Source organism: Amycolatopsis sp. NBC_00355, from assembly GCF_036104975.1.
GTDB lineage: Bacteria > Actinomycetota > Actinomycetes > Mycobacteriales > Pseudonocardiaceae > Amycolatopsis.
Window position 1 is genome coordinate 1079860 of record NZ_CP107982.1, and the last position, 20473, is coordinate 1100332.

Annotated in this window: 13 protein-coding genes; 4 read left to right on the forward strand and 9 right to left on the reverse strand. The window is 72.5% G+C overall.

From position 1 onward, the window contains the following. Positions 1–76: 76 nt before the first annotated feature. Both OHS18_RS04710 and OHS18_RS04715 read right to left on the reverse strand, forming a co-directional pair. On the reverse strand, positions 77–946 hold the full coding sequence (locus OHS18_RS04710; RefSeq protein WP_328616070.1) for a hypothetical protein: 870 nt from the start codon (positions 944–946) through the stop codon (positions 77–79). Then, the gene (locus tag OHS18_RS04715; RefSeq protein WP_328616071.1) at positions 943–1944 is read right to left on the reverse strand and encodes an SPFH domain-containing protein; all 1002 of its coding nucleotides are present in this window, start codon (positions 1942–1944) and stop codon (positions 943–945) included. Before OHS18_RS04715 ends, OHS18_RS04710 begins: the two co-directional genes overlap by 4 nt. 85 nt (positions 1945–2029) lie before the next feature. Here OHS18_RS04715 and OHS18_RS04720 point away from each other — a divergent pair, with 85 nt between their 5' ends. Then, the gene (locus tag OHS18_RS04720; RefSeq protein WP_328616072.1) at positions 2030–2707 is read left to right on the forward strand and encodes an NUDIX hydrolase; all 678 of its coding nucleotides are present in this window, start codon (positions 2030–2032) and stop codon (positions 2705–2707) included. 110 nt (positions 2708–2817) lie between these two features. Here OHS18_RS04720 and OHS18_RS04725 read toward each other — a convergent pair whose 3' ends face one another. Beyond that, entirely contained in the window at positions 2818–3963 is a 1146-nt protein-coding gene (locus OHS18_RS04725) for an FAD-dependent monooxygenase (protein WP_328616073.1), read from the reverse strand. Between the two features lie 90 nt (positions 3964–4053). Here OHS18_RS04725 and OHS18_RS04730 point away from each other — a divergent pair, with 90 nt between their 5' ends. Further along, positions 4054–4743: a TetR family transcriptional regulator gene (locus OHS18_RS04730; RefSeq protein WP_328616074.1), complete on the forward strand. Its 690-nt coding sequence runs from the start codon at positions 4054–4056 to the stop codon at positions 4741–4743. Positions 4744–4761: 18 nt separating this feature from the next. Here the strand turns inward: OHS18_RS04730 and OHS18_RS04735 are convergent, their stop codons facing one another. The 4 genes from OHS18_RS04735 to OHS18_RS04750 form a co-directional block, all read right to left on the reverse strand. Further along, entirely contained in the window at positions 4762–5382 is a 621-nt protein-coding gene (locus OHS18_RS04735) for a hypothetical protein (protein WP_328455701.1), read from the reverse strand. A gap of 60 nt (positions 5383–5442) precedes the next feature. Further along, positions 5443–6252 (reverse strand): beta-galactosidase small subunit, encoded by an 810-nt coding sequence (locus tag OHS18_RS04740; RefSeq protein WP_328616075.1) that lies wholly within the window; start codon positions 6250–6252, stop codon positions 5443–5445. Further along, on the reverse strand, positions 6198–8255 hold the full coding sequence (locus OHS18_RS04745; protein WP_328616076.1) for a glycoside hydrolase family 2 TIM barrel-domain containing protein: 2058 nt from the start codon (positions 8253–8255) through the stop codon (positions 6198–6200). Before OHS18_RS04745 ends, OHS18_RS04740 begins: the two co-directional genes overlap by 55 nt. A gap of 155 nt (positions 8256–8410) precedes the next feature. Next, on the reverse strand, positions 8411–9802 hold the full coding sequence (locus OHS18_RS04750; RefSeq protein WP_328455697.1) for an amino acid permease: 1392 nt from the start codon (positions 9800–9802) through the stop codon (positions 8411–8413). 170 nt (positions 9803–9972) lie between these two features. Here OHS18_RS04750 and OHS18_RS04755 point away from each other — a divergent pair, with 170 nt between their 5' ends. Then, positions 9973–10875, forward strand: coding sequence for a glutaminase (locus OHS18_RS04755; RefSeq protein WP_328455695.1), 903 nt, complete (start codon positions 9973–9975; stop codon positions 10873–10875). Here OHS18_RS04755 and OHS18_RS04760 read toward each other — a convergent pair. Further along, complete coding sequence (locus tag OHS18_RS04760) at positions 10872–11489, reverse strand: helix-turn-helix transcriptional regulator (protein WP_328455693.1); 618 nt, start codon at positions 11487–11489, stop codon at positions 10872–10874. The genes OHS18_RS04755 and OHS18_RS04760 overlap by 4 nt on opposite strands. Further along, on the reverse strand, positions 11486–12595 hold the full coding sequence (locus OHS18_RS04765) for a threonine synthase (protein WP_328616077.1): 1110 nt from the start codon (positions 12593–12595) through the stop codon (positions 11486–11488). Before OHS18_RS04765 ends, OHS18_RS04760 begins: the two co-directional genes overlap by 4 nt. Before the next feature lie 790 nt (positions 12596–13385). Between OHS18_RS04765 and OHS18_RS04770 the strand changes: the two genes are divergently transcribed. Beyond that, positions 13386–20471, forward strand: coding sequence for an SDR family NAD(P)-dependent oxidoreductase (locus tag OHS18_RS04770; protein ID WP_328616078.1), 7086 nt, complete (start codon positions 13386–13388; stop codon positions 20469–20471). Positions 20472–20473 lie beyond the last annotated feature (2 nt).

Here is a 20473-nt window from a genome sequence, read left to right on the forward strand (position 1 = left end):
GTGACAACGTTGCCGCATCGTGTCCCAGGTGGCTCCGACCGGACCGGCGCGCCCCCTCGGCGTGCCGGGCCGGCCGTCACCGGACCAAGTGGACGGTCTTCGCCGCCGGGACGAACGTCGCTTTCTGCCCGCGCGTCAGGGTGACGCTGTCCGTCTCCAGGCCGTCGCCGAACGCGACCAGGCGGTCCGACTCGACCTCGACCGTCAGCGGTGCCGAGGTCAGCTCGCCTTCGGTGTGCGACGTCCCGGTCGTCGGCGACGGCCACGCCTCCCGGACGAACCAGACCAGCCGGGCCTCGCCGGGGGACGGCAGGCGCAGCGGGCTGCGGCGTTCCTGCCACACCGAGCCGCACCAGCCGGTCGCGCCGGTGCCCGTGCCGACCAGGATTCCCGACGACGCCTGGCGTTCCGCCGGCCCGCCACCGACCCCCAGCCGGTAGCGGGCCGTCTGGTGCCCGGCGTGCCCGAGGTAGATCTCGTTGAGCGCCAGCAGCCGCTGGCCGTCGTCCGCGGCGAACTCGGCCATCGTCCGGTGCTCGGCGTTCCCGGTGGCGCGCACCAGGTCCGCGACCGCGGCGGCCGGGTGCCGCACCAGGACCCCGGGCGCGCCCGGCGCGATCCCGATGACCGGCTGGCCGTCGAGGTACTTGGCGACGTTGGCGATCAGCCCGTCCTGCCCGACCACGACGACGACGTCCTCGGGGGTGAACAGGAACCGCGAGAGGTCGCCGCGTTCGACGTCGCCGCGTCGCCAATCGAGCGGGATCGCCGCCGACGCCGCGGACAGAGCCGCACGCACGGCCGCGTCCGCCTCGGTCACCTCCGCCAGGTCCCGGCCGCGCGTGCGCAGGAAGAACTCCGCCTGGCCGCGGGTGCCGTGCCGGGCGAGCAGCTCGTCCAGCTCGGTGCGCCGGTGCACCAGCACGACGCGCGGGGCGAGGCTCACGACCGCACGCCCAGCTTGGTCAGCAGCGGCGTGAGCAGGTCCGGCGTGAGCACCAGGCTGTCGATCTGCGGCAGGTTCCCGGCCAGCTCCTTGAGCGCCAGCCCGGTGAGGACGCCTTCCGGGAGGTCGCGGTAGGCCGCCAGCCGGGCCGCCTCACCGGCCGCTTCCGCTTCGCCGAGCGCCCGCTTGCCGTCGGCCTTGACCTGCGTCAACCGCTCCTCCCGCGACGCCTGCGCCTCGGTGTCGATCCGGTTGGCCTGCGCGGCCTCTTCGGCCTGCCGCCGGGCGTTCGCGCCGCGCTGGGCAAGCAGCTGCTCTTCGCGGCGGGCCAGCTCGATCTGGCTCTGCAGCTCGTTCTCGCTGATCGCCCGCTCGCGCTCCACGGCCAGCGCGCGCCGCTCGAACGTCGCCCGGTCGGCCTCCTGCTGCACCTTCTCCCGCGCCGTCGTCTGCAGCGCTTTCTCGACCTCCGGCTCGGCGCGGATGGAGACGACGCGGACGTCGAGCACCGCCGAGCCGGTCTGCGAGACGCGGGTGTCCTCGTCGGCGAGCGCGGCGCGGATCCGGTCGCGGACCGCGCCGACGCCGTCGACGAGCGCGGTGGCCAGGGGAGTGCGGGTGAGCACCTCGACCGCGTACTGCTGGACGTTCTCGGTGAGCAGCCCGCTGATCTGGGCCAGGGGGTCGCTTCTCCAGCGCCCGGTGTCGGGGTCGATCGAGAAGTCGATCCGCTGCGCGGCCAGCGCCGGGTCCACGATCCGGAAGGTCAGCGCGAGCTGCACGGTGACGTCCTGGAAGTCGGCCGTGCGGGCGTGGAACAGCAGCGGCAGCTCGCGGTCGTCGACCGGCACCTCCGAGACGACCGCGGTGAGCGGCCGGTACCAGAACGACAGCCCGAGCCCGTCGTGCGCGAGCTTGCCGCGGCGGTAGTGGCGGATGTGCACGGTCGGGGCGCCGCGCAGGTGCCGGAACCCGAACCGGCGGTTGATGTCGGCCATCTGGAGCCTCCTCTTATCGTCGAGATGACGATATGGGGTCGACGGCCTAATCGTCAAGCTGACGATTACCGGCTAAGGTGGTGGCATGGGTCACCCGCCGTTCGCCGTCACCGCCGACCTCGTCGTGCTCACCCTGACCGGGGACGAGCTGTGCGCCCTCGTGGTGCGCAGGGGAGTGGAGCCGTTCCTCGGCGGCTGGGCGTTGCCCGGCGGCTTCGTCCGGGAGGACGAGGACCTCGAGGAAGCGGCCCGCCGCGAGCTGGCGGAGGAGACGGGCCTGGCGCCCGGCACCGTCCACATCGAACAGCTCGCCGGCTACGGCGCCCCGGACCGCGACCCGAGGATGCGCGTCGTCACGGTGGCCTACCTGGCGCTGGCCCCCGACCTCCCGACCCCGCGCGCGGGCACCGACGCCGCGGAGGCCCGCTGGGCCCCGGTCCGCTCGCTGGCCGCCGAAAAGCTGGCCTTCGACCACGACCGGATCCTCGCGGACGGCTTGGAGCGAGCCCGCGCGAAGCTGGAGTACTCACCGCTGGCGACGGCGTTCTGCCCGCCGGAGTTCACGGTCGCCGAGCTGCGCCGGGTCTACGACCTGGTCTGGGACACCCGCCTCGACCCCCGCAACTTCCACCGCAAGGTGACGGGCGCGGACGGGCTCCTGGAACCGACCGGCCGCACGACCACCCGCGACGGCGGGCGCCCGGCGCAGCTGTACCGGCGCGGGAAGGCGGAACTGCTGTACCCGCCGATGCTGCGCGCCTGACGCACGTCTGCCGGAGTTCGATGACCTGACGCCTGACCGGCGGTCGCCCGGCGAAATCGGGTGGCGCACGCACATGCTCCTGGAGAGTCGCCGCCGAACACTGGTTGCGGTCAGGCCGCTCGCGCGGGCACGAGCCGGCGGGCCGCGGACACCAGCGGCAGCAGGCGCGTGCCGAGGTTGCGGGCCACGAGACCCCTTCGCGTGGCCGGGATCAGCATGGCCGCGGCCGCGGAGACGTTGCGCTGCTTGGGTTCCACCAGCTTGCGGTGTTCGGCTTCGTACCGCCGGAACGCCGCCGCCGGGTCGGCCGGCGTCCGGCCCAGCTCCTGCGCCAGCGTGTACGCGCCCGCCATCGCCAAGGTCGAACCGTCGCCGAAGAGGGAGACGCACGAAGCGGCGTCGCCTGCCAGGACGACCCGGCCCGTGGCCCAGCGGTCCATCCGGACGCGGCTCACCGAGTCGAAGTACAGGTCGTCGGCGTCGCGGACCTGCTCCAGCAGGCCGGGCACGCGCCAGCCCGCGCCGGCGTACGCCTCGGCGAGCATTTCCTTGTGCCGCGCGGTGTCCCGGTAGTCGAACCCCGGCACCTCGGCGCCGCGGAACATGAACGCCGCGATCGCGTGGCCGCGTGCCGGGTGGACCGCGACCGCCCGGCCCGGCGAGTTGTACATGACCAGCTCGGTGCGGTCGGCGGGCGGCTCGGCCAGCGGCAGCGTCGCGATGTAGACGCCCATGTGCTCGACGAACGCCGCCTCCGGCCCGAACGCCAGCCGCCGCACCCCCGAGTGCAGGCCGTCCGAGCCGATCACCAGGTCGAAGCGCCGCGGAGTACCTCGCTCGAAGGTGACGTCGACGCCGCCGTCGTCCTGGTGCAGCTCGGTGATCGAGTCGTGGAAGACGAACTCGGCGCGGTCCGCCGCCGTCTCATAAAGGATCGCCGCGAGATCCGTGCGCGACAGTTCGACGTCGTCGCCGCTGCCCAGCACGCTCGTGGCCACCCGGCCGGTGCGCCGGCCCGCGTCGTCGACGAACTTCAACGCCGTGACGTCGGTGCTCGCTTCGCGCAGCTTCGCGGTGATGCCCATTTCGGCCGCTACGTGCGTGGCGGGCCCGCGGACGTCGACCGGGCTGCCGCTCGAGCGCAACCCGTCGGCGCGTTCGACCACGGTCGGCCGGTAGCCCGCGCGGGCCAGCCAGTAGGCCAGTGTCGGCCCGGCGACGCCGGCGCCGGAGATCAGTACCGTCTGCTCGTTCATGGTGGACCCCCTGGATGATGTTCCTGACCATCGGTCAGTCGTGACGGTACGCCACTGTCCGGCGGTCAGGCAAGCGGCTAGGCTCGGGGGATGACGGAGGCCGACACCCGTGCCCGGATCCTGCGCGCCGCGCTCGAAGAGTTCTCGGAGCGCGGCTACCACGCGACGTCGGTGCGTGAGCTGGCCGAACGCGTCGGCGTCACCAAGACCGCGGTGCTCTACCACTTCCCCGGCAAGGCCGACATCGTCACGGCGCTGGCCGAGCCGCTGCTCGACGACCTCGAGGCGACGATGGAGAAGGCCGAGACCGCCGCCGACCCGCGCGCCGCGGCGATCGAGGGCGTCCTCGGCGTGTGGCTGAGCCACCGCTACCTGCTGCGGATGAACCTGCGGGACCTCGGCCTGACGGCGTCGAAGGCGGTGTTCGAGCGCTTCCGCGACGGCATGCTGAAGGCGAACGTGCTGGTCGCGGGCCCGGACGCGGATTTGGCGGCCCAGGTCCGCGCGGCACAGGCGATCGCGATGCTCAGCGACCCGGTGGTCCTGTTCGCCGACGCGCCGGTCGAGGAACTGCGCGTCGCGGTCCTGGACGGCGTGGCCCGGCTGTTCGGCACCCCGCCGACGTCACGCGGCCGCCGGGGCCGGCCGAGCGTGATGAGCCCCGAGACGATCGAGACAGCCCACCGCCTGTACGACGCCGGCCACCCGGCAGCCGACATCGCGACGGCGCTGGGCGTCTCCCGCGCGACGATCTACCGGCACCTGCCGGACGCGGAATAGTGAGACGACTTATGAGACTTATTGAGACGGCGCGGCGGCCGGGTCCACGGCGACCTCGATGGCGGGCAGCGCGGAGAGCTGCTCGGCCGTCATCCGCTCGGCGGCCGTGAACACCTTCTGCTGCTGCTCCTTGATCCGCTCGTCGACCAGGCGGCTCAGCTCGAAGGCCAGCCGGCCGGTCTGGCGGACCGTCACGTCGTCCACCAGCGGCCGCAAGGCGGAGGTGATGACGATGCCCGCGGCCTTACCGGCCTCGGATTGTGAGACGCCGACCGAGTAGTCCTCACGCGGATTGACCGCGCCGTCGATCGCGAAGTCGCGGATCCGGCCGAGCAGTTCGTGCCACTCGGCGACCTCGCCCGGCACCTCGGTGGCCTTGACGTCCTCGACGGTCAGGCCCATGCCGCGGTCACCGGTGCGGAAGCAGCGCGCGTACGAGTTCAGCGCGGACACCCACAGCGCCTCGACCAGCACGGCGTCCAGCCGGCCCGGGGGCCGTTCGAGCTCGGCCACCAGCCGTTCGCAGCACTTCAGCGTGAACTGCAGGTCGTCGAAGATCCCGACGAGATCGGCCAGGCCCAGGGCACCGGGCGTCGCCAGCAGCCGGGCGCTCGAAGGGGCGGTCGTGGGCTGGGTCATCCGGGACGCTCCTGTCGCTCTGAACCTCCACCACACCGCATCCGGCGCGCCCCGGCGGTCTCAATTTGCGACACCGAAGCTCAGCGTGAACTCCGTCTTCCGCGCCACCAGCCGGTACCGCGGCAGCACCCCCGGCCCGCAGGACGCCGAGCCGAGGCCGTGCTGGGCGACGTCGAGGGTCAGGTGCACCAGGTCGCCCGCCGTCAGATCGGGCGTGTGCCGCGCGGCTTCGAGCGCGGCCGCCGTCCAGCGGCGGGCGGTGAAGTCGAACGACGGGTCGCCGTCGACGCGGATCCCGGTGCCTTCCGCGTCCGTCAGGCGCAGCCAGCGGACGTCGACGCGGTTGCCGTTCTCCTGCGGGAAGACGTACGGCGTCTGCAGGCCGTCGACACTGCGGGAGAACCGGCCGATCCGGGCCGCCTGGCGGCTGTCCGGGTACGCCTCGCCGGGGCCGCCGCCGAACCACTCCGCCGTGCCCAGCGAGCCGGGGACCGCCATCGTCAGGCCGAGCCGGGGGAGCGTGCCCTCGAGTCCGTCGGGCGTGATCTCGACGCGCAGCCGCAACCCCTCTTCGAGAGCCGTCCACGTGTAGTCCGCGAACAGCCCGAATGCCTGAGCGGGCGGCGCGACCCGGGTGCGCACGACCAGGTCGTCCCCGTCGGCGTCGACGGTGATCACCCGGTGCTGCAACCGGTGCAGTCCCGCCGCCAGCCACTCCGAAGCCGACTCGGCGCGGTCGTTGTCCGTGGTCGCCCGCCAGACGTCGAGCCGCGGCCCGTGCACCGGGTGGCCGCCGAGCGCGGTCATGCGGCCCGTCACGGGGTCGAACTCGCCGGCACCCAGCAGCAGCCGGCTTGCGGTGCGGAACACCGGGCCGCGACGCGCCGGTCGCTCGACGGCGGGCGCGGGCGACACCGGCAGCTGACCCAGCCGACGACGTGGCCGGCCGGCGCCCACGCGGCCGCCGATGTCAGCGACGCCGAAACCGTCAGCCAGGTTTCCCCGCCGGTCACGGGCAACCGGGGGAGGGGAACGCCGACGCTCTGTCCGGAGTGGACGACAGGGACGTCGAGAACGCCGTCCGCGACAGTGATCCCCTCGTCCTCCAGGACCCAGGTGAAAGTGAGGTGCGCGGTGCTCACGAAGTCGTAGTGGTTCGACACCCGGATCCCGTCAGGGCCGGTTTCGATCCGGACCGGCTCGATGATCTTGGCGAACTCCCCAAGGCCCGGCGACGGCGTCCGGTCGGGGAAGACGAGCCCGTCGATGACGAAGTTGCCGTCGTGGATCGTCTCGCCGAAGTCGCCGCCGTAGGCGAAGTGGTCACCGGCGAGGAGGCCGTGGTCGAGCCACTCCCAGACGAACCCGCCCTGGCAGTTCGGGTACCGCTCGAACAGCTCCCGGTACTCCAGCAGGCCGCCCGGGCCGTTGCCCATCGCGTGCCCGTATTCGCAGAGGAGGAACGGCAGGTCACGCCGCCGCGCGTTGCCGTCCTCGCGGAGCCCGATCGACTCGACCTCGGCGTGGGTCGCGTACATCCGGCTGTGGACGTCCACATAGGAGCACTCGTGGTCGCCCTCGTAGTGCACCGGCCGGGTCGGGTCGCGGTGGCGCGTCCACTCGGCCATCCGCTCGAGGTTCGGCCCGGTGTGGCTCTCGTTGCCGAGCGACCAGAGGATCACGCTCGGCCGGTTCTTGTCCCGCTCGACCGTGCGCCGCATCCGGTCGAGGTAGGCGTCGGCCCACAGCGGCTCGGCGCTCGGGTTGCCCTCCCAGTCCAGCGGTCCGAAGCCGTGCGTCTCCAGATCGCACTCGTCGATCACCCACAGCCCGTACTCGTCGCACAGCTCGAGGAACGCCGGGTCCGGCGGGTAGTGACTGGTCCGGACGGCGTTGACGTGGTGCCGCTTCATGAGCAGGACGTCGGCCAGCGCGACGTCGCGCGGCACGACCCGGCCGGTGCGGGGGTGGTGCTCGTGCCGGTTCACCCCGCGCAGCAGCAGCCGGCGGCCGTTGACCTTCAGCTGCCCGTCGTCGATCGTCACGGTCCGGAACCCGATCCGCACCGGAACCCGCTCGGCCGCCGTGGACAGCGAGCCGTCGTACAGCCGCGGCGACTCCGCGCTCCAGGGCTCGACCGGCAGCGCCAGCGGTAACCCGGCCGGGTGATCCGACACCCCCAACTCGGGGATGCTGAGCAGCGCGTCGGCGTCGGTCTCGACGCGGACCGTGCCGAGCCCGGTGGTGTGGTCGTAGTCCGCGCGGACCCAGTAGTCGCCGATCCCGCCGGCCGGCCGGGCCAGCAGGGTGACGTCACGGAAGATCCCGGACAGCCACCACATGTCCTGGTCTTCGAGGTAGCTGCCGGCCGACCACTGGTGCACGCGCACGGCCAGGACGTTGTCCCGCGGCCGCAGCAGCGGCCCGACCTCGAATTCCGACGGCAGCCTGCTGCCCTTCGTGACGCCGAGTTCGGTGCCGTTGAGCCAGATCCGGGCACACGAGTCGATCCCGTCGAAGCGCAGCACCGCGGGCCCGGCGGGCCACGACGCGGGCAGGTCGAACCGCCGCCGGTGGTCACCGGTCGGGTTGTCCGACGGCACGTGCGGCGGGTCGACCGGGAACGGGTAGTGCACGTTCGTGTAGGCGGGTTTGCCGTACCCGTGCAGCTGCCACATCGACGGGACCGGCAGCTCGTCCCACGCCGAGTCGTCGAAGTCGTCACGCTCGACGCCGGCCGGCGCGGCGGCGACGGCGGGGGAGAGCCGGAACCGCCAGGTGCCGCTCAGCGACAGGGCCGGGGCGTCGGAGGTGAAAGCCGCGCGCGGCGGCACCGAGCCGTGGCCGGGGGCCGGGTCTTCAACGTACGACATGACGTCCTTTCAGCCCTTCATGGCGCCGGCCGTGCGGGCGACGTCGTGGATCCCCACCCGCCGACGACCGAGTATGCCCCGCCGGGGGCTCGGACGCGTGAAGGCCTCCTCTCGGCTCGGGGTTGCCGTCGAGGAGGCCTTCACCCACCCGGCCGTTACTCGGCCGGGACGCGTTCGCGGCGTTTCGAGATGACCCGCCAGCCGACCACCAGCACGATCGCCAGCACCGGGATCGAGTAGAACGCGATTTTCTCGGCGCCGTCGGAGAAGCCCATCAGCACCACCACCAACGCGAGGAACGCCAGGGTCGCCCAGCCGGAATACGGCGCCCACGGCATCCGGTACGACGGCCGTTCCAGCTCGCCGCGCAGGGCCGCCTGGCGGAGCCGCATCTGGCAGAAGATCAGCGTCGCCCACGTCGTGATCACGCCCAGGGACGCGATCGCGATGGCGATGTCGAACGCCTCCTTCGGCACCAGGTAGTTCAGCACCACACCGAGCAGGTAGGCGATCGAGGTGAACATGATGCCGCCGTAGGGGACGTGCCGGCGGTTCATCCGGCCGACGAACGCCGGCGCCTCGCCCTTGTCGGCCAGCGACCGCAGGATCCGGCCGGTGGAGTAGAGCCCGGAGTTGACGCTCGAGAGCGCGGCGGTGAGCACGACGGCGTTCATCACGTCACCGATGCCCGGGATGCCGAGGCGGCTGAACACCGTGACGAACGGGCTTTCGTCGCCGTTGTAGAACGGCCAGGGCAGCAGCATCGCCAGCATCAGCACCGAACCGACGTAGAACACGCCGATCCGCCAGACGACGCTGTTGATCGCCTTGGGCAGGACCTGGCGCGGATTCTTCGTTTCGCCGGCCGCGATGCCGACGACCTCGATGGCCGAGTAGGCGAAGATGACCGCCTGCAGCGTCATCAGCGCGACGCCGATGCCGGCCGGGAAGAATCCACTGTGGTCGGTCAGGTTGTGCACGCCGGCCGGGGTGCCGCCGATGTCGGCGCTGGTGAAGACCAGGCCGACCGCGGTGATCAGGAAAACGACGATGGCCAGCACCTTGACCACCGAGAACCAGAATTCGAGCTCGCCGAACAGCTTCACCGACAGCAGGTTCACGGCCAGCAGCACACCGAGCGCCACGAGCGCGGTGATCCACTGGGGCACGTCCGGCAGCCACTTGTGGACGTAGATCGCGACCGCGGTGATCTCCGCGATCCCGGTCATCGCCCAGTTCACCCAGTACATCCAGCCGGAGGCGAAGCCGGCCCACGGCCCGATGAACTTCCGGGCGTAGGTCACGAAACTGCCGGAACTCGGCTCGTGCAGCACGAGCTCGCCGAGCGCGCGCATCACGAAGTAGGCGGCCACCCCGCAGATCGCGTAGGAGAAGATCAGCGACGGGCCGACCTGGTGGAGCTTGCCGCCGGCGCCGAGGAACAGCCCGACGCCGATCGCGCCGCCGATGGCGATCATCTGCACTTGGCGGTTGCCGAGCGCTTTCGAGTAGCTTTCACCTTTTTCGGTGAGCAGCGAGGAATCCATGGTTGCCAGACGCTAGAGGCGTTAGCGGCAAGTGACCAAGCACACTAAGGAAGACTTAAGGTGTGCGAGAGATCACCTTGGCGGTTTTCCCCGTATTTCCCGTTTCGATTTGACAAGTTCACCCGCGACCCCGGTGTTCGCGCGTCGCGCGGGCCTCCTACGCTACGGCCGTGGACCTCGCGGCGCTGCTGGACCGGATCGCCGACGACGTCGCGCCCGAGGTCGGCCGCGGCGCCGTCGCGGACTACATCCCCGCCCTGGCCCGGGTCCGGCCGGGGTTCGGCATCGCGGTGGCCGATGTGGACGGTGGCGTGCACGGCGCGGGGGACTGGCTGCGGCCGTTCTCCGTGCAGAGCATGTCGAAGGTCTTCACCCTCGCCCTGGTGCTCGCCCGCGGCGACGACGTCTGGACGCGCGTCGGCCGCGAACCGTCCGGCGATCCGTTCAACTCCCTGGTGCAGCTGGAACACGAGGACGGCATCCCGCGCAACCCGTTCATCAACGCGGGCGCGCTGGTGGTGACCGACGAACTCACCTGTCACGGCGACGCGGTGGGCGCGCTGCTCGCGTTCCTGCGCGCGGAAAGCGGCCGCGCGGACATCGACATCGACGCCGAGGTCGCCGCGTCGGAGGCCGGGCACGCCGACCGCAACCGCGCGCTGGCGTACTTCATGGCGTCCTACGGCAACATGCGCAACCCGGTACCGTCCGTTTTGGACCAGTACGTCCGGCAGTGCTCGATCGCGATGTCCTGCCGCGACGTCGCGCGCTCGGCGCTCTTCCTGGCCCGCCACGGCGTCCGCAACGACGGCACCCGCCTGCTCGGGCTCAGCTCGGCGAAGCGCATCAACGCGGTGATGCTGACGTGCGGCACCTACGACGCGGCGGGCGAGTTCGCCTACCGCGTCGGCCTCCCGGGCAAGAGCGGCGTCGGCGGCGGGATCGTGGCGATCGTCCCGGGCCGCTGCGCGGTCTGCGTCTGGAGCCCGGGCCTGGACGCGCGCGGCAACTCGGTCGCCGGCGTCGCGGCCCTCGACCGGTTCACCACGCTGACCGGCTGGTCGGTCTTCTAGCGCAGGTAGTTGTAGACGCTCGCCCGCGAGATCCCCAGCAGCTCGGTCAGTGCCGGCACCGCGTTCTTCAGCTCCAGGAACCCGCGCGCCTTCACCACCCGGACCAGGTCCTTTTTCGCGGCCGACGGCAGGGTGAGCGGGGTGTGGCCGCGCTCGGCCGCGTAGTCCTCGACCAAGGCGCGCAAGTCATCGGCCGTGCGGGCCTGCAGGGTCTCGGTCAGCGGCGCCGGGTCGTCGGTGCGGGTGAGGCGGGTCAGGGCGTGGGCGGCCGAGCCGAGCAGGGAGATGTCGAGGTTGAGGCACAGCGCCGCGACGTACTCGCCGCCGGAATTGCGGATGCCGATCGACGTGCTCTTGGCCGGGCGGCCGTCGGGGAAGCGGTTCGGGTAGTTCTGCAGCACGTCGGGGAAGTCCGGGTCGGCGATGCGCGCCAGGCCCAGCTCGGTCGCCGGGTCGCCGACGGCGCGGCCGGACAACCCGCCTTCGATCGCGCGCACCGCGCGGGCCGGGTCGCGCAGGTCGTGCAGCACGACCTCGCACAGCCCGGGGAACATCCGGCCGACGGCGTGCGCGATCTTCTCCGCCTCCCGCAGCAGCAGCTCGTCTTCGGTCATCCGAGCAGCTCCCGCAGCTTGTCCGGCGCCTTGAGCCCGGATCCGGTGAGCACGACGACCGTGGTCTCGCCCGGCCGGATCACACCGCGTTCGCGGAACACGTCGATCGCCGCGGCGGCGCTCGCGCTGGTCGGCTCGGCGTAGAGACCGAGGGAGGCGAGGCGCCGGGCGGCCGCGGCGATGGCGTCCTCCTCGATCGCGGCCGTGCCGCCGCCCGAACGCCGGATCGCCGCGACGACCTCGGGGAGCCGGATCGGGTGCCGGATCGCGGTGCCTTCGGCGACGGTCGGGGCGAACGGCGGCGGCCGCCGGTCGTGGAACGCGGCGTCGATCGGGGAGCAGTTGCGGGGCTGCGCGACGAGCAGACGCGGCCGTCGCGCGATCGAACGGGCGTCGAGGAGTTCGCCGAACCCGAGGTCGAGGCCCAGCACTATGCTGCCGGCGCCGGCGACCGTGACGACCGCGTCCGGCGCGCGGAACCCCAGGTCCTCCCACAGTTCGTAGGCGAGGGTCTTGGTGCCCTGCAGGAAGAAGGGGTGCCAGTTGTGGCTGGCGTAGGTCGTCGTCGCCGAGCGGCGGACCGCCTCGGCGGCGGTGTCGTCGCGGGTGCCGGGCACAAGTTCGACGGTCGCGCCGTACGCGCGGGTCTGCAGGACTTTCGCGGCGGACGTCCCTTCGGGCGCCAGTACGGTCGCCGCGATCCCGGCGGCGGCGCTGTAGGCCGAGACCGACGAGCCGCCGTTGCCCGAGCTGTCCTCGAGGAGTTCCTTTACGCCGGCGCCGGCCAGCGCCGCGACCATGACGCTGGAACCACGGTCCTTGAAGCTGCCGGTCGGGCTGAACCACTCGAGCTTGAACCGGACCTCGCCGTCGCCCCACGGCTGCCGGACCAGCGGCGTGCAGCCCTCGCCGAGTGAGAGCGGACGCAGGTCGCCAGGCAGAGCCGCACGGTAGCGCCAGAGCGACCGGACGCCGGTGTCGACGTCGCCGGGAGCCAGGCCGGGCAGCGGGGCGACGGTCAGCGGGGCGCCGTCGTCACCCCGCCAGCGCAGTGGGTCAGCCGGGTAGCGCGCCCCCGACCGCTCGTCGGCGTACCAGTACTCCACGACCACCTCCACGCTGGACAGTTGGTCCAAGGGTAGACGACGTGTCTACGGTTACCGACAAGTACGCGAAATGTTTTCAGCTTTTTCTCAGGAAAGATCCGTAACGCGCCGGGTGAGGATTTCGATCTCGGCGCCTCGCCGGCCGGTGTCGGAGATACCGAAGGTGGCGGACTGAATACCGGGAGTCGCCCAGGTCGGCCGGGGTGCGGGGTGCCCGGGTGCGGTCGCCCGGGGCGTGTGAACACGCGGAATCCGGGGCTCCGGGGAATCCACAGTGGACTCGCAGGGGAGTGGCGGGTGCGTTTGCGCATTCGGGAAGCATTCTTCCGGACGCCCGGAAAAATGCCGGGGGAATAGTGCCCGCGTGATCCGGCGCACAGTTCCGCGCAAATGCCGTGACGGGCCCTCCGGTGTGGTCGATTTTACCGTCGCGACACTTGGTGTTGGCGTCGGGGAAACGGCGGACCCGCCGGATGGAGTGGTCCGGTGTGGGCAGTCCCGTTGCGTCCAGCGGGTGAGATGGCTTGCCCCGTCCGGAGGTGTGGGCCACGCCGACCACGGTGTATGGCCATCGTGGCGGGGCTATTGACCGCTGTACAAGGCAATCCGCACACGATCTCGGCCGGTGGTACGTGACGGCCGCGTTAAATTCTTGCGTCTCCGGCCTGGTCGCTCCCGAATTTTCTGCACAACCACCATGAATTCGTGGTGGGTTGTTGACGGAACCGGATGAACGCGCTTAAGTACTCCCCGTTACCCCATCACCCTTTCGGTTGTAGCGGGAGTTCCCATGCGTGTCTCGAAAGACGACCGCGAACCGGCCGTGCCGGTCGTCGCCGTCTCGCCGCTCGCGTGGCCTTCCGCGCGCGGGGTCGCGGCCGCCGCGCGCGGTGGCGGACTCGGCGTGCTCGACCTCACCGGCCCGGCCGGCGTCGCCGCGGAAGAGCTCGCCTTGCTGGCGGAATGGGGGCTCCCGGCGTTCGGGATCCGGCTCGCGCGCCTGCCCGCGGGCACGGACCTGCCCGAGGCCGCAAGCACCGTCCTGCTGACCGAAGACTCGCCGTGCACTGCGCGCGACTTCCCGGGACGACGGGTGCTGGCCGAGGTCACGAGCCGCGCGTCGGCCGCGCGGGCGGTCGACGGTGGCGCCCACGGCTTGATCGCCCGCGGTCACGAGTGCGGCGGCCGGACGGGTGAGCTGAGCACTTTCGTGTTACTCCAGGCTTTGCTGGCCGACGTGCCCGTCCCGGTGTGGGCGGCGGGTGGGATCGGCCCGCACACCGCGGCCGCCGCCCTCGCGGGTGGCGCGGCCGGCGTCGTCGTCGACACCCAGCTCGCGCTGCTGCCTGAGGCGGAACTGCCGTCGGCCCTGACCACCGCCGTCACCGGCCTCGACGGCTCCGAAACCGTGGTCGTCGACGGCGTCCGCGTGCTGTCCCGCCGCGGGACAGGCGTGACACCGATCCAGGCCGGGCAGGACGTCTTCCTCGCCACCCGGTTCCGCGACCGCTGGGGCACGGTGACCGCGGCCGTCCGCGGCCTCCGCGACGCCATCGGCGACGCGCTGCGCTCGGACGTCCCGGTGCTCGGCCCGGGTACCGCGGGCAGCCGCGCGTTCGGCACCACCCTGCCCCTCGCGCAGGGCCCGATGACCCGCGTGAGCGACCAGGCCGCGTTCGCCGCCGAGGTCGCCGCGGGCGGGGCGCTGCCGTTCATCGCGCTCGCGCTGTCCGGCCCGGAGCAGACCCGCGAAGTCCTGGAGCGTACGCGCGAGGCGGTCGGCGGCGCGCCCTGGGGCGTCGGCGTGCTCGGCTTCGCCGCCGACGACGTCAAGGCCGCGCAACTCGAGGTGATCCGCGAACTGCGGCCCAGCCACGCGATCATCGCCGGCGGCCGCCCGGCCCAGGCCGCGGCGCTGGAAGACGCCGGCATCGCCACCTTCCTGCACGTGCCCTCGCCCGGCCTGCTGAAGCAGTTCCTCGAAGCCGGCGCGCGCAAGTTCGTCTTCGAAGGCTCGGAATGCGGCGGTCACGTCGGCCCGCGCACCAGCTTCCCGCTCTGGGAGGCCCAGCTCGGCGTCCTCGGCGACTTCCTGGCCATCACCCCGGACGCCGCCAGTGACCTGCAGATCCTGTTCGCGGGCGGGATCCACGACGCACGCTCGGCCGCGATGGTCGCCGCCCTCGCCGCGCCGGTCGCCGCCCGCGGCGCCGCCATCGGCGTGCTGATGGGCACCGCCTACCTCTTCACCCACGAAGCCGTCGACGCCGGCGCCGTGCTCCCGCTGTTCCAGCGGCAGCTCCTGGCGGCCCGGCACACCGACCTGCTCGAAACCGCGCCCGGCCACGCCACCCGCTGCGTCCGCAGCCCGTTCACCGAGGAGTACGCGGCGCTCAAGGCCGACCTCGCCGAGCAGGGGGTGCCGAGCCGCGACGCGTGGGAGCGGCTGGAGACGCTCAACGTCGGCCGCCTCCGCCTGGCTAGCAAGGGCGTCGAGCGCGTCGGCGCCGACCTGCGCGAGGTCGGCGAAGACCGGCAGCTGGCCGAAGGCATGTTCATGGCGGGCGAGGTCGCCGTGCTGCGCTCGGCCGTCACCACGATCGCCGAGCTGCACACCGCGGTCGGGGAGGGGGCGAACGCCTTCCTGCGCGAGCGGGCCGCCGGCTTCGGCGTCACCACGCCGGAGCCGCCCGCCCCCGAACCCCTCGACGTCGCGATCGTCGGGATGGCCTGCATGTTCCCGCAGGCCCCGGACCTGGCGTCGTTCTGGGCGAACGTCCTGGCCGGCGCGGACGCCGTCACCGAAGTCCCGCCGCAACGCTGGGACACCTCCCTCTACTACGACCCCGACGGCCAGGGCGAGAAGACGCCGTCACGCTGGGGCGGGTTCCTGCCCGAGATCGGGTTCGACCCGCTGCGCTACGGCATCCCGCCGTCGTCGCTGGCCAGCATCGAACCGGTGCAGCTGCTGGCGCTCGAAGCCGCGTACCGCGCGCTCGCCGACGCGGGTTACGGCGAGCGTGCCTTCGACCGGACGCGGACGTCGGTCGTGTTCGGCGCCGAGGCGGGCAGCGACCTGTCCAACGCGATGAGCCTGCGGACCGTCTTGCCGTCCTACGTGGGCGAACTGCCGCCCGGGCTCGACGAGCGGCTGCCGAAGATCACCGAAGACTCGTTCCCGGGTGTTCTGGCCAACGTCATCGCCGGCCGGATCGCCAACCGGCTCGACCTCGGCGGCGCGAACTACACCGTCGACGCGGCCTGCGCGTCGTCGCTCACCGCCGTCGACGTCGCCTGCAAGGAGCTGACCGCCGGCACCAGCGACCTCGTCCTGTGCGGCGGCGCGGACCTGCACAACGGCATCAACGACTACCTGCTCTTCGCCTCGGCGCACGCCCTTTCCCCGACCGGGCGCTCGGCGACGTTCGACAGCGCGGCCGACGGCATCGCGCTCGGCGAAGGCGTCGCGTGCGTCGCGCTGAAGCGCCTCTCCGACGCCGAACGCGACGGCGACCGGGTGTACGCCGTGATCAAGGGCGTCGGCGCGGCGTCCGACGGGCGCGCGCTCGGGCTGACCGCACCCCGGCCGGAAGGCCAGCACACCGCGCTGACCCGCGCCTACCGCAACGCCGGCGTCTCGCCCGCGCAGGTCGGGCTGGTCGAGGCGCACGGCACCGGGACCGTCGTCGGCGACCGGACCGAGCTCGGCACGCTGACCAAGGTGTTCACCGAAGCCGGGGCCGCGCCGGGCGGCTGCACGATCGGTTCGGTGAAGTCCCAGATCGGCCACACCAAGTGCGCCGCGGGCCTCGCCGGGCTGATCAAGACGGCGATGGCGCTGCACACCGGCGTCAAACCGCCGACCCTGCACGTGACCGCGCCGAACCCGGCGTGGGACGCCGCGACCAGCCCGTTCGTGTTCCAGTCGGCGCCGCAGCCGTGGAGCGCGCCGGCCGCCGAGCGGATCGCCGGGGTCAGCGCGTTCGGTTTCGGGGGCACCAACTTCCACGTCGTGCTGGGTGCGCACGACGGCGTCCCGCCCGCCCAGGTCGGCGACGAGTGGCCGGCGGAGCTGTTCACCTTCGCCACCGACGCGGCCGCGCGGGATCTCCTGGCGCTGGTCGAGGACGTCCCGGCGGGCAAGCAGCCGTGGCGTCTGCGGGACCTCGCGCTGAGCGCGTCCCGCCGCTCGGAGGCCTCGGGCCGGGTCCGGCTGGCCGTCGTCGCGTCCGATGTGGACGAACTGGCCGGGTTGCTGCGTCAGGCCTTGTCCGGCGCCGACGCGCCGGGTGTGTACCGCGTCGGGGACTTCGAGCCGGGTGAGGTCGCGGTGCTGTTCCCCGGCCAGGGCAGCCAGCGGCCGGGGATGTTCGCCGAGCTGTTCGTCACGTTCCCCGAGCTGCAGCGCTACCTGCGGCTCGACCCGGCCACCGCCGCGACGGTGTTCGGCCCCGCCGTGTTCGGCGAACCGGAGCGGCAGGCCTTCGCCGACCGCGTCACCGACACCCGCGTCGCCCAGCCCGCGCTCGGCCTCGCCGGGCTGGCCGCGTTCCGGCTGCTGGCCCGCGCCGGCGTCCGGCCCGCGATGACCGGCGGCCACAGCTACGGCGAGCTGATCGCCCTCTCCGCGGCCGGGGCCCTCACCCCGGAAGCGCTGCTGCACGCCAGCCATGCCCGGGCCGAGGCGATCCTCGACGCGATCCCGGCGTCGGACCCGGGCGCGATGGCCGCGGTCTCGGCGTCCGCCGCCGACGTCGGCAAGGTGATCGCCGAACTGGGCACAGTCGTTCTGGCGAACCACAACTCGCCGACGCAGACCGTGATCTCCGGCCCGACCGCCGACATCGAGACGGCCGTCGGGCTGCTGCGGGCCGCCGGGCTCGGCGCGAAGCGGATCACGGTCGCGTGCGCGTTCCACAGCCCGCTGGTCGCGGCCGCGGGGGAGACGTTCGGCCGGGCCCTCGGAGCGATCGGCGTCGTCCGGCCGGCCATCCCGGTCTACAGCAACCGCACCGCGGCGCCCTACCCGGACGACGTCCGCGGCGAACTGGCCGCCCAGATCGGCTCGCCGGTCCGGTTCGTCGAGCAGATCGAGGCGATGTACGCGGCGGGAGCGCGGGTGTTCGTCGAGGCGGGCCCCGGCGGGGTGCTGGCGAAGCAGATCACCGCGATCTTCGGCGACCGTCCACATCGGACGATCGGGTTCGAGCAGCGAGGCCGCCGCGGCGTGCCGGGCTTCCTCAGCGCACTCGCCCAGCTGGCGGTGTCCGGCGTGCCGGTCGAGACGGGCTGGCTCTTCCGCGGCCGCGACGCGGTCGACGCGGCTTCGGTGCCGCGGCCGAAGCGTCCCGGGTGGACGGTGGACGGTCACCTCCTGCGCACCGCGGACGGCGTGATCCCGGCGGGTGCGCTGCGCCCGGCGGAACGGCTTCCCGAGGTCCTGGCGCCGGTTTCCCCGGTGGCGGCGGGCACCTCGGACGCGATGGTGGCGGACTTCCTGCGCACGAGCCGCGAGATGATCGCCGCCCAGCGCGACGTCCTGCTGGGCTACTTCGGCACGGACGCTCCGGCGGCGGTCGCCCAGGTCGTCGAAGTGCTCCCGGTCGCCGTCCCGGTGACTCCCGTTCCGGTGCCGGTCCGGTCCGTTTTGGACACGGTGATCGAGGTGATCGGGGAGCGGACGGGGTATCCGGTGGACATGATCGAGCCGGATCTCGATCTGGAAGCCGACTTGAGTGTGGATTCGATCAAGCGCGCGGAGATCGCGGGCGAGTTGGCGTCGCGGTTGGGTCTGGACGCCGGTGAGGACGTCGAGACGTTCGCGAAGGCCCGGACGGCAGCGTCGATCGCGGAGCTGATCGGACCGGGTGCGCCGTCGCCGGTCGCGGTGCCGGTCCGGTCCGTTTTGGACACGGTGATCGAGGTGATCGGGGAGCGGACGGGGTATCCGGTGGACATGATCGAGCCGGATCTCGATCTGGAAGCCGACTTGAGTGTGGATTCGATCAAACGGGCCGAGATCGCGGGCGAGTTGGCGTCGCGGTTGGGTCTGGACGCCGGTGAGGACATCGAGACGTTCGCGAAGGCCCGGACGGCAGCGTCGATCGCGGAGCTGATCGGGGCCGGGGCTCCGCAGCCCGTCGCGCCGGTCGCGGTGCCCGTGCGGTCCGTTCTGGACACCGTCGTCGACGTGATCGCCGACCGGACCGGATACCCCGCGGACATGATCGAGCCCGACCTCGATCTCGAAGCCGACCTGAGCATCGACTCGATCAAGCGCGCCGAGATCGCCGGTGAGCTGGCCACGCGGCTGGGGCTCGACCCGGACGGGGACGTCGAGGAACTCGCCAAGGCCCGCACCGCCGCCGCGATCGCCGGGCTCGTGGGCGGGGCACCCGACCAGCGGAGACCCGCCATCGTCGAGCCACCGCGAACCGGACCCGAACCGGTCCCGGTCAGTGCCGCAACCGCACCGCAGCCGGTCATCGTCGCGCCGAAACGCCTGGTCATGGCCGAGTTCGCCCTCGCGCCCGCCACCGCCCCCGACGTCACCGGCCGGAAATTCCTGGTCCTCGGTACCGGCGCGCTGGCCGAAGCCGTCCGGACCCGGCTGACCGCGTTGGGCGCGACAACCGAGATCGCCGACGCCGTCCGCCCGGGTTTCGACGGCGTGATCGACCTCCCCGACGCCGGGCCGGTGCTGCCCGCTGCGTTCCCGCGCTACCGCGACGCCCTCGCCGCGAACCCCGCCTGGCTGCTCACCGCCGGTCCCGGCGAAGGCCTGCGCGGCTTCTACCGCAGCGTTTCCCGCGAATACCCGCACATGATCGCCCGGGTCGTCGAGCAACCACAGGACACGAACGTCGCCGACCAGGCCGAAAAGATCGTTGCCGAGCTGTCCCCTGTGGACCGCGAGCCCGTCGTGCTCCGCGACGGCGAAAACCGCCGCGGGCTCCGGCTGGCCGAGGAGAGCCTCGGCCTGCTCGGCAGCAGCGGCGCCGGGCCGGCGGGCGACGGCACCGCCGAAGCGACCGCGGCCGGGCTGGATCGCGACTCGGTCGTCCTGCTCGTCGGCGGGGCCAAGGGCATCACCGCCCGGTTCGCCGCGACGCTCGCCGCCGCGTCCCGCTGCCGCCTCGAACTGGTCGGCCGGACACCCGTACCGGCCACCGAGGACGAGTACCCACAGGCCAAGGACGCCAAGGAGCTGCGCGCCGCCCTGATCGCGACCGGTCTCAAGAGCCCGGCCGAGATCGAACGCGCGGCGCGCCGCGTCCTCGGCGAACGCGAAGTCCGCGACACCCTGAAACGGCTCGAAGCGCTCGGCAGCCCGGTGCGCTACCAGTCCGTCGACATGCTCGACGCCGAGGCCGTGCACCGCGCGGTCAAGGAGATCCACGCCGAGCACGGCCGCCTCGACGGCATCGTCTACGCGGCCGGCGTCATCGAGGACAAACTCGTCGCCGAGAAGACGCCGGAGTCGTTCACCCGCGTCTACGGGACCAAAGTGGACGGTGCCAAGACCCTGCTGGAGGCGACGGCGGACCTGCCCGACGAGCCGAAGTTCGTCGTGCTGTTCGGCAGTATCGCGGCCGCGCTCGGCAACCGCGGCCAGTCCGACTACGCCGCCGCCAACGACGCCCTCGAAACCCTCGGCCGCCGCTGGCCCGCCGGCCGCGCGGTGACCGTCCACTGGGGACCGTGGGCGCCGACCGGCACCAACGACGGCATGGTCACGCCGGCGTTGATGCGCGAGTACGCCCGCCGCGGCATCGAACTGATCGACCCGGAGGAAGGCACCCTCGGCCTGCTGCGCGAGCTGGCGTGGGGCCGCCCGGAGACGTCCGCCGTCGTCCACACCGCCTCGGGCTGGTGACG

Bases quoted from the DNA above. Each gene is read 5' to 3' on its own strand.
- OHS18_RS04715 (WP_328616071.1), bottom strand. From the start codon at position 1,944: ATGGCCGACATCAACCGCCGGTTCGGGTTCCGGCACCTGCGCGGCGCC.
- OHS18_RS04720 (WP_328616072.1), top strand. From the start codon at position 2,030: ATGGGTCACCCGCCGTTCGCCGTCACCGCCGACCTCGTCGTGCTCACC.
- OHS18_RS04725 (WP_328616073.1), bottom strand. From the start codon at position 3,963: ATGAACGAGCAGACGGTACTGATCTCCGGCGCCGGCGTCGCCGGGCCG.
- OHS18_RS04730 (WP_328616074.1), top strand. From the start codon at position 4,054: ATGACGGAGGCCGACACCCGTGCCCGGATCCTGCGCGCCGCGCTCGAA.
- OHS18_RS04735 (WP_328455701.1), bottom strand. From the start codon at position 5,382: ATGACCCAGCCCACGACCGCCCCTTCGAGCGCCCGGCTGCTGGCGACG.
- OHS18_RS04745 (WP_328616076.1), bottom strand. From the start codon at position 8,255: ATGTCGTACGTTGAAGACCCGGCCCCCGGCCACGGCTCGGTGCCGCCG.
- OHS18_RS04750 (WP_328455697.1), bottom strand. From the start codon at position 9,802: ATGGATTCCTCGCTGCTCACCGAAAAAGGTGAAAGCTACTCGAAAGCG.
- OHS18_RS04760 (WP_328455693.1), bottom strand. From the start codon at position 11,489: ATGACCGAAGACGAGCTGCTGCTGCGGGAGGCGGAGAAGATCGCGCAC.
- OHS18_RS04770 (WP_328616078.1), top strand. From the start codon at position 13,386: ATGCGTGTCTCGAAAGACGACCGCGAACCGGCCGTGCCGGTCGTCGCC.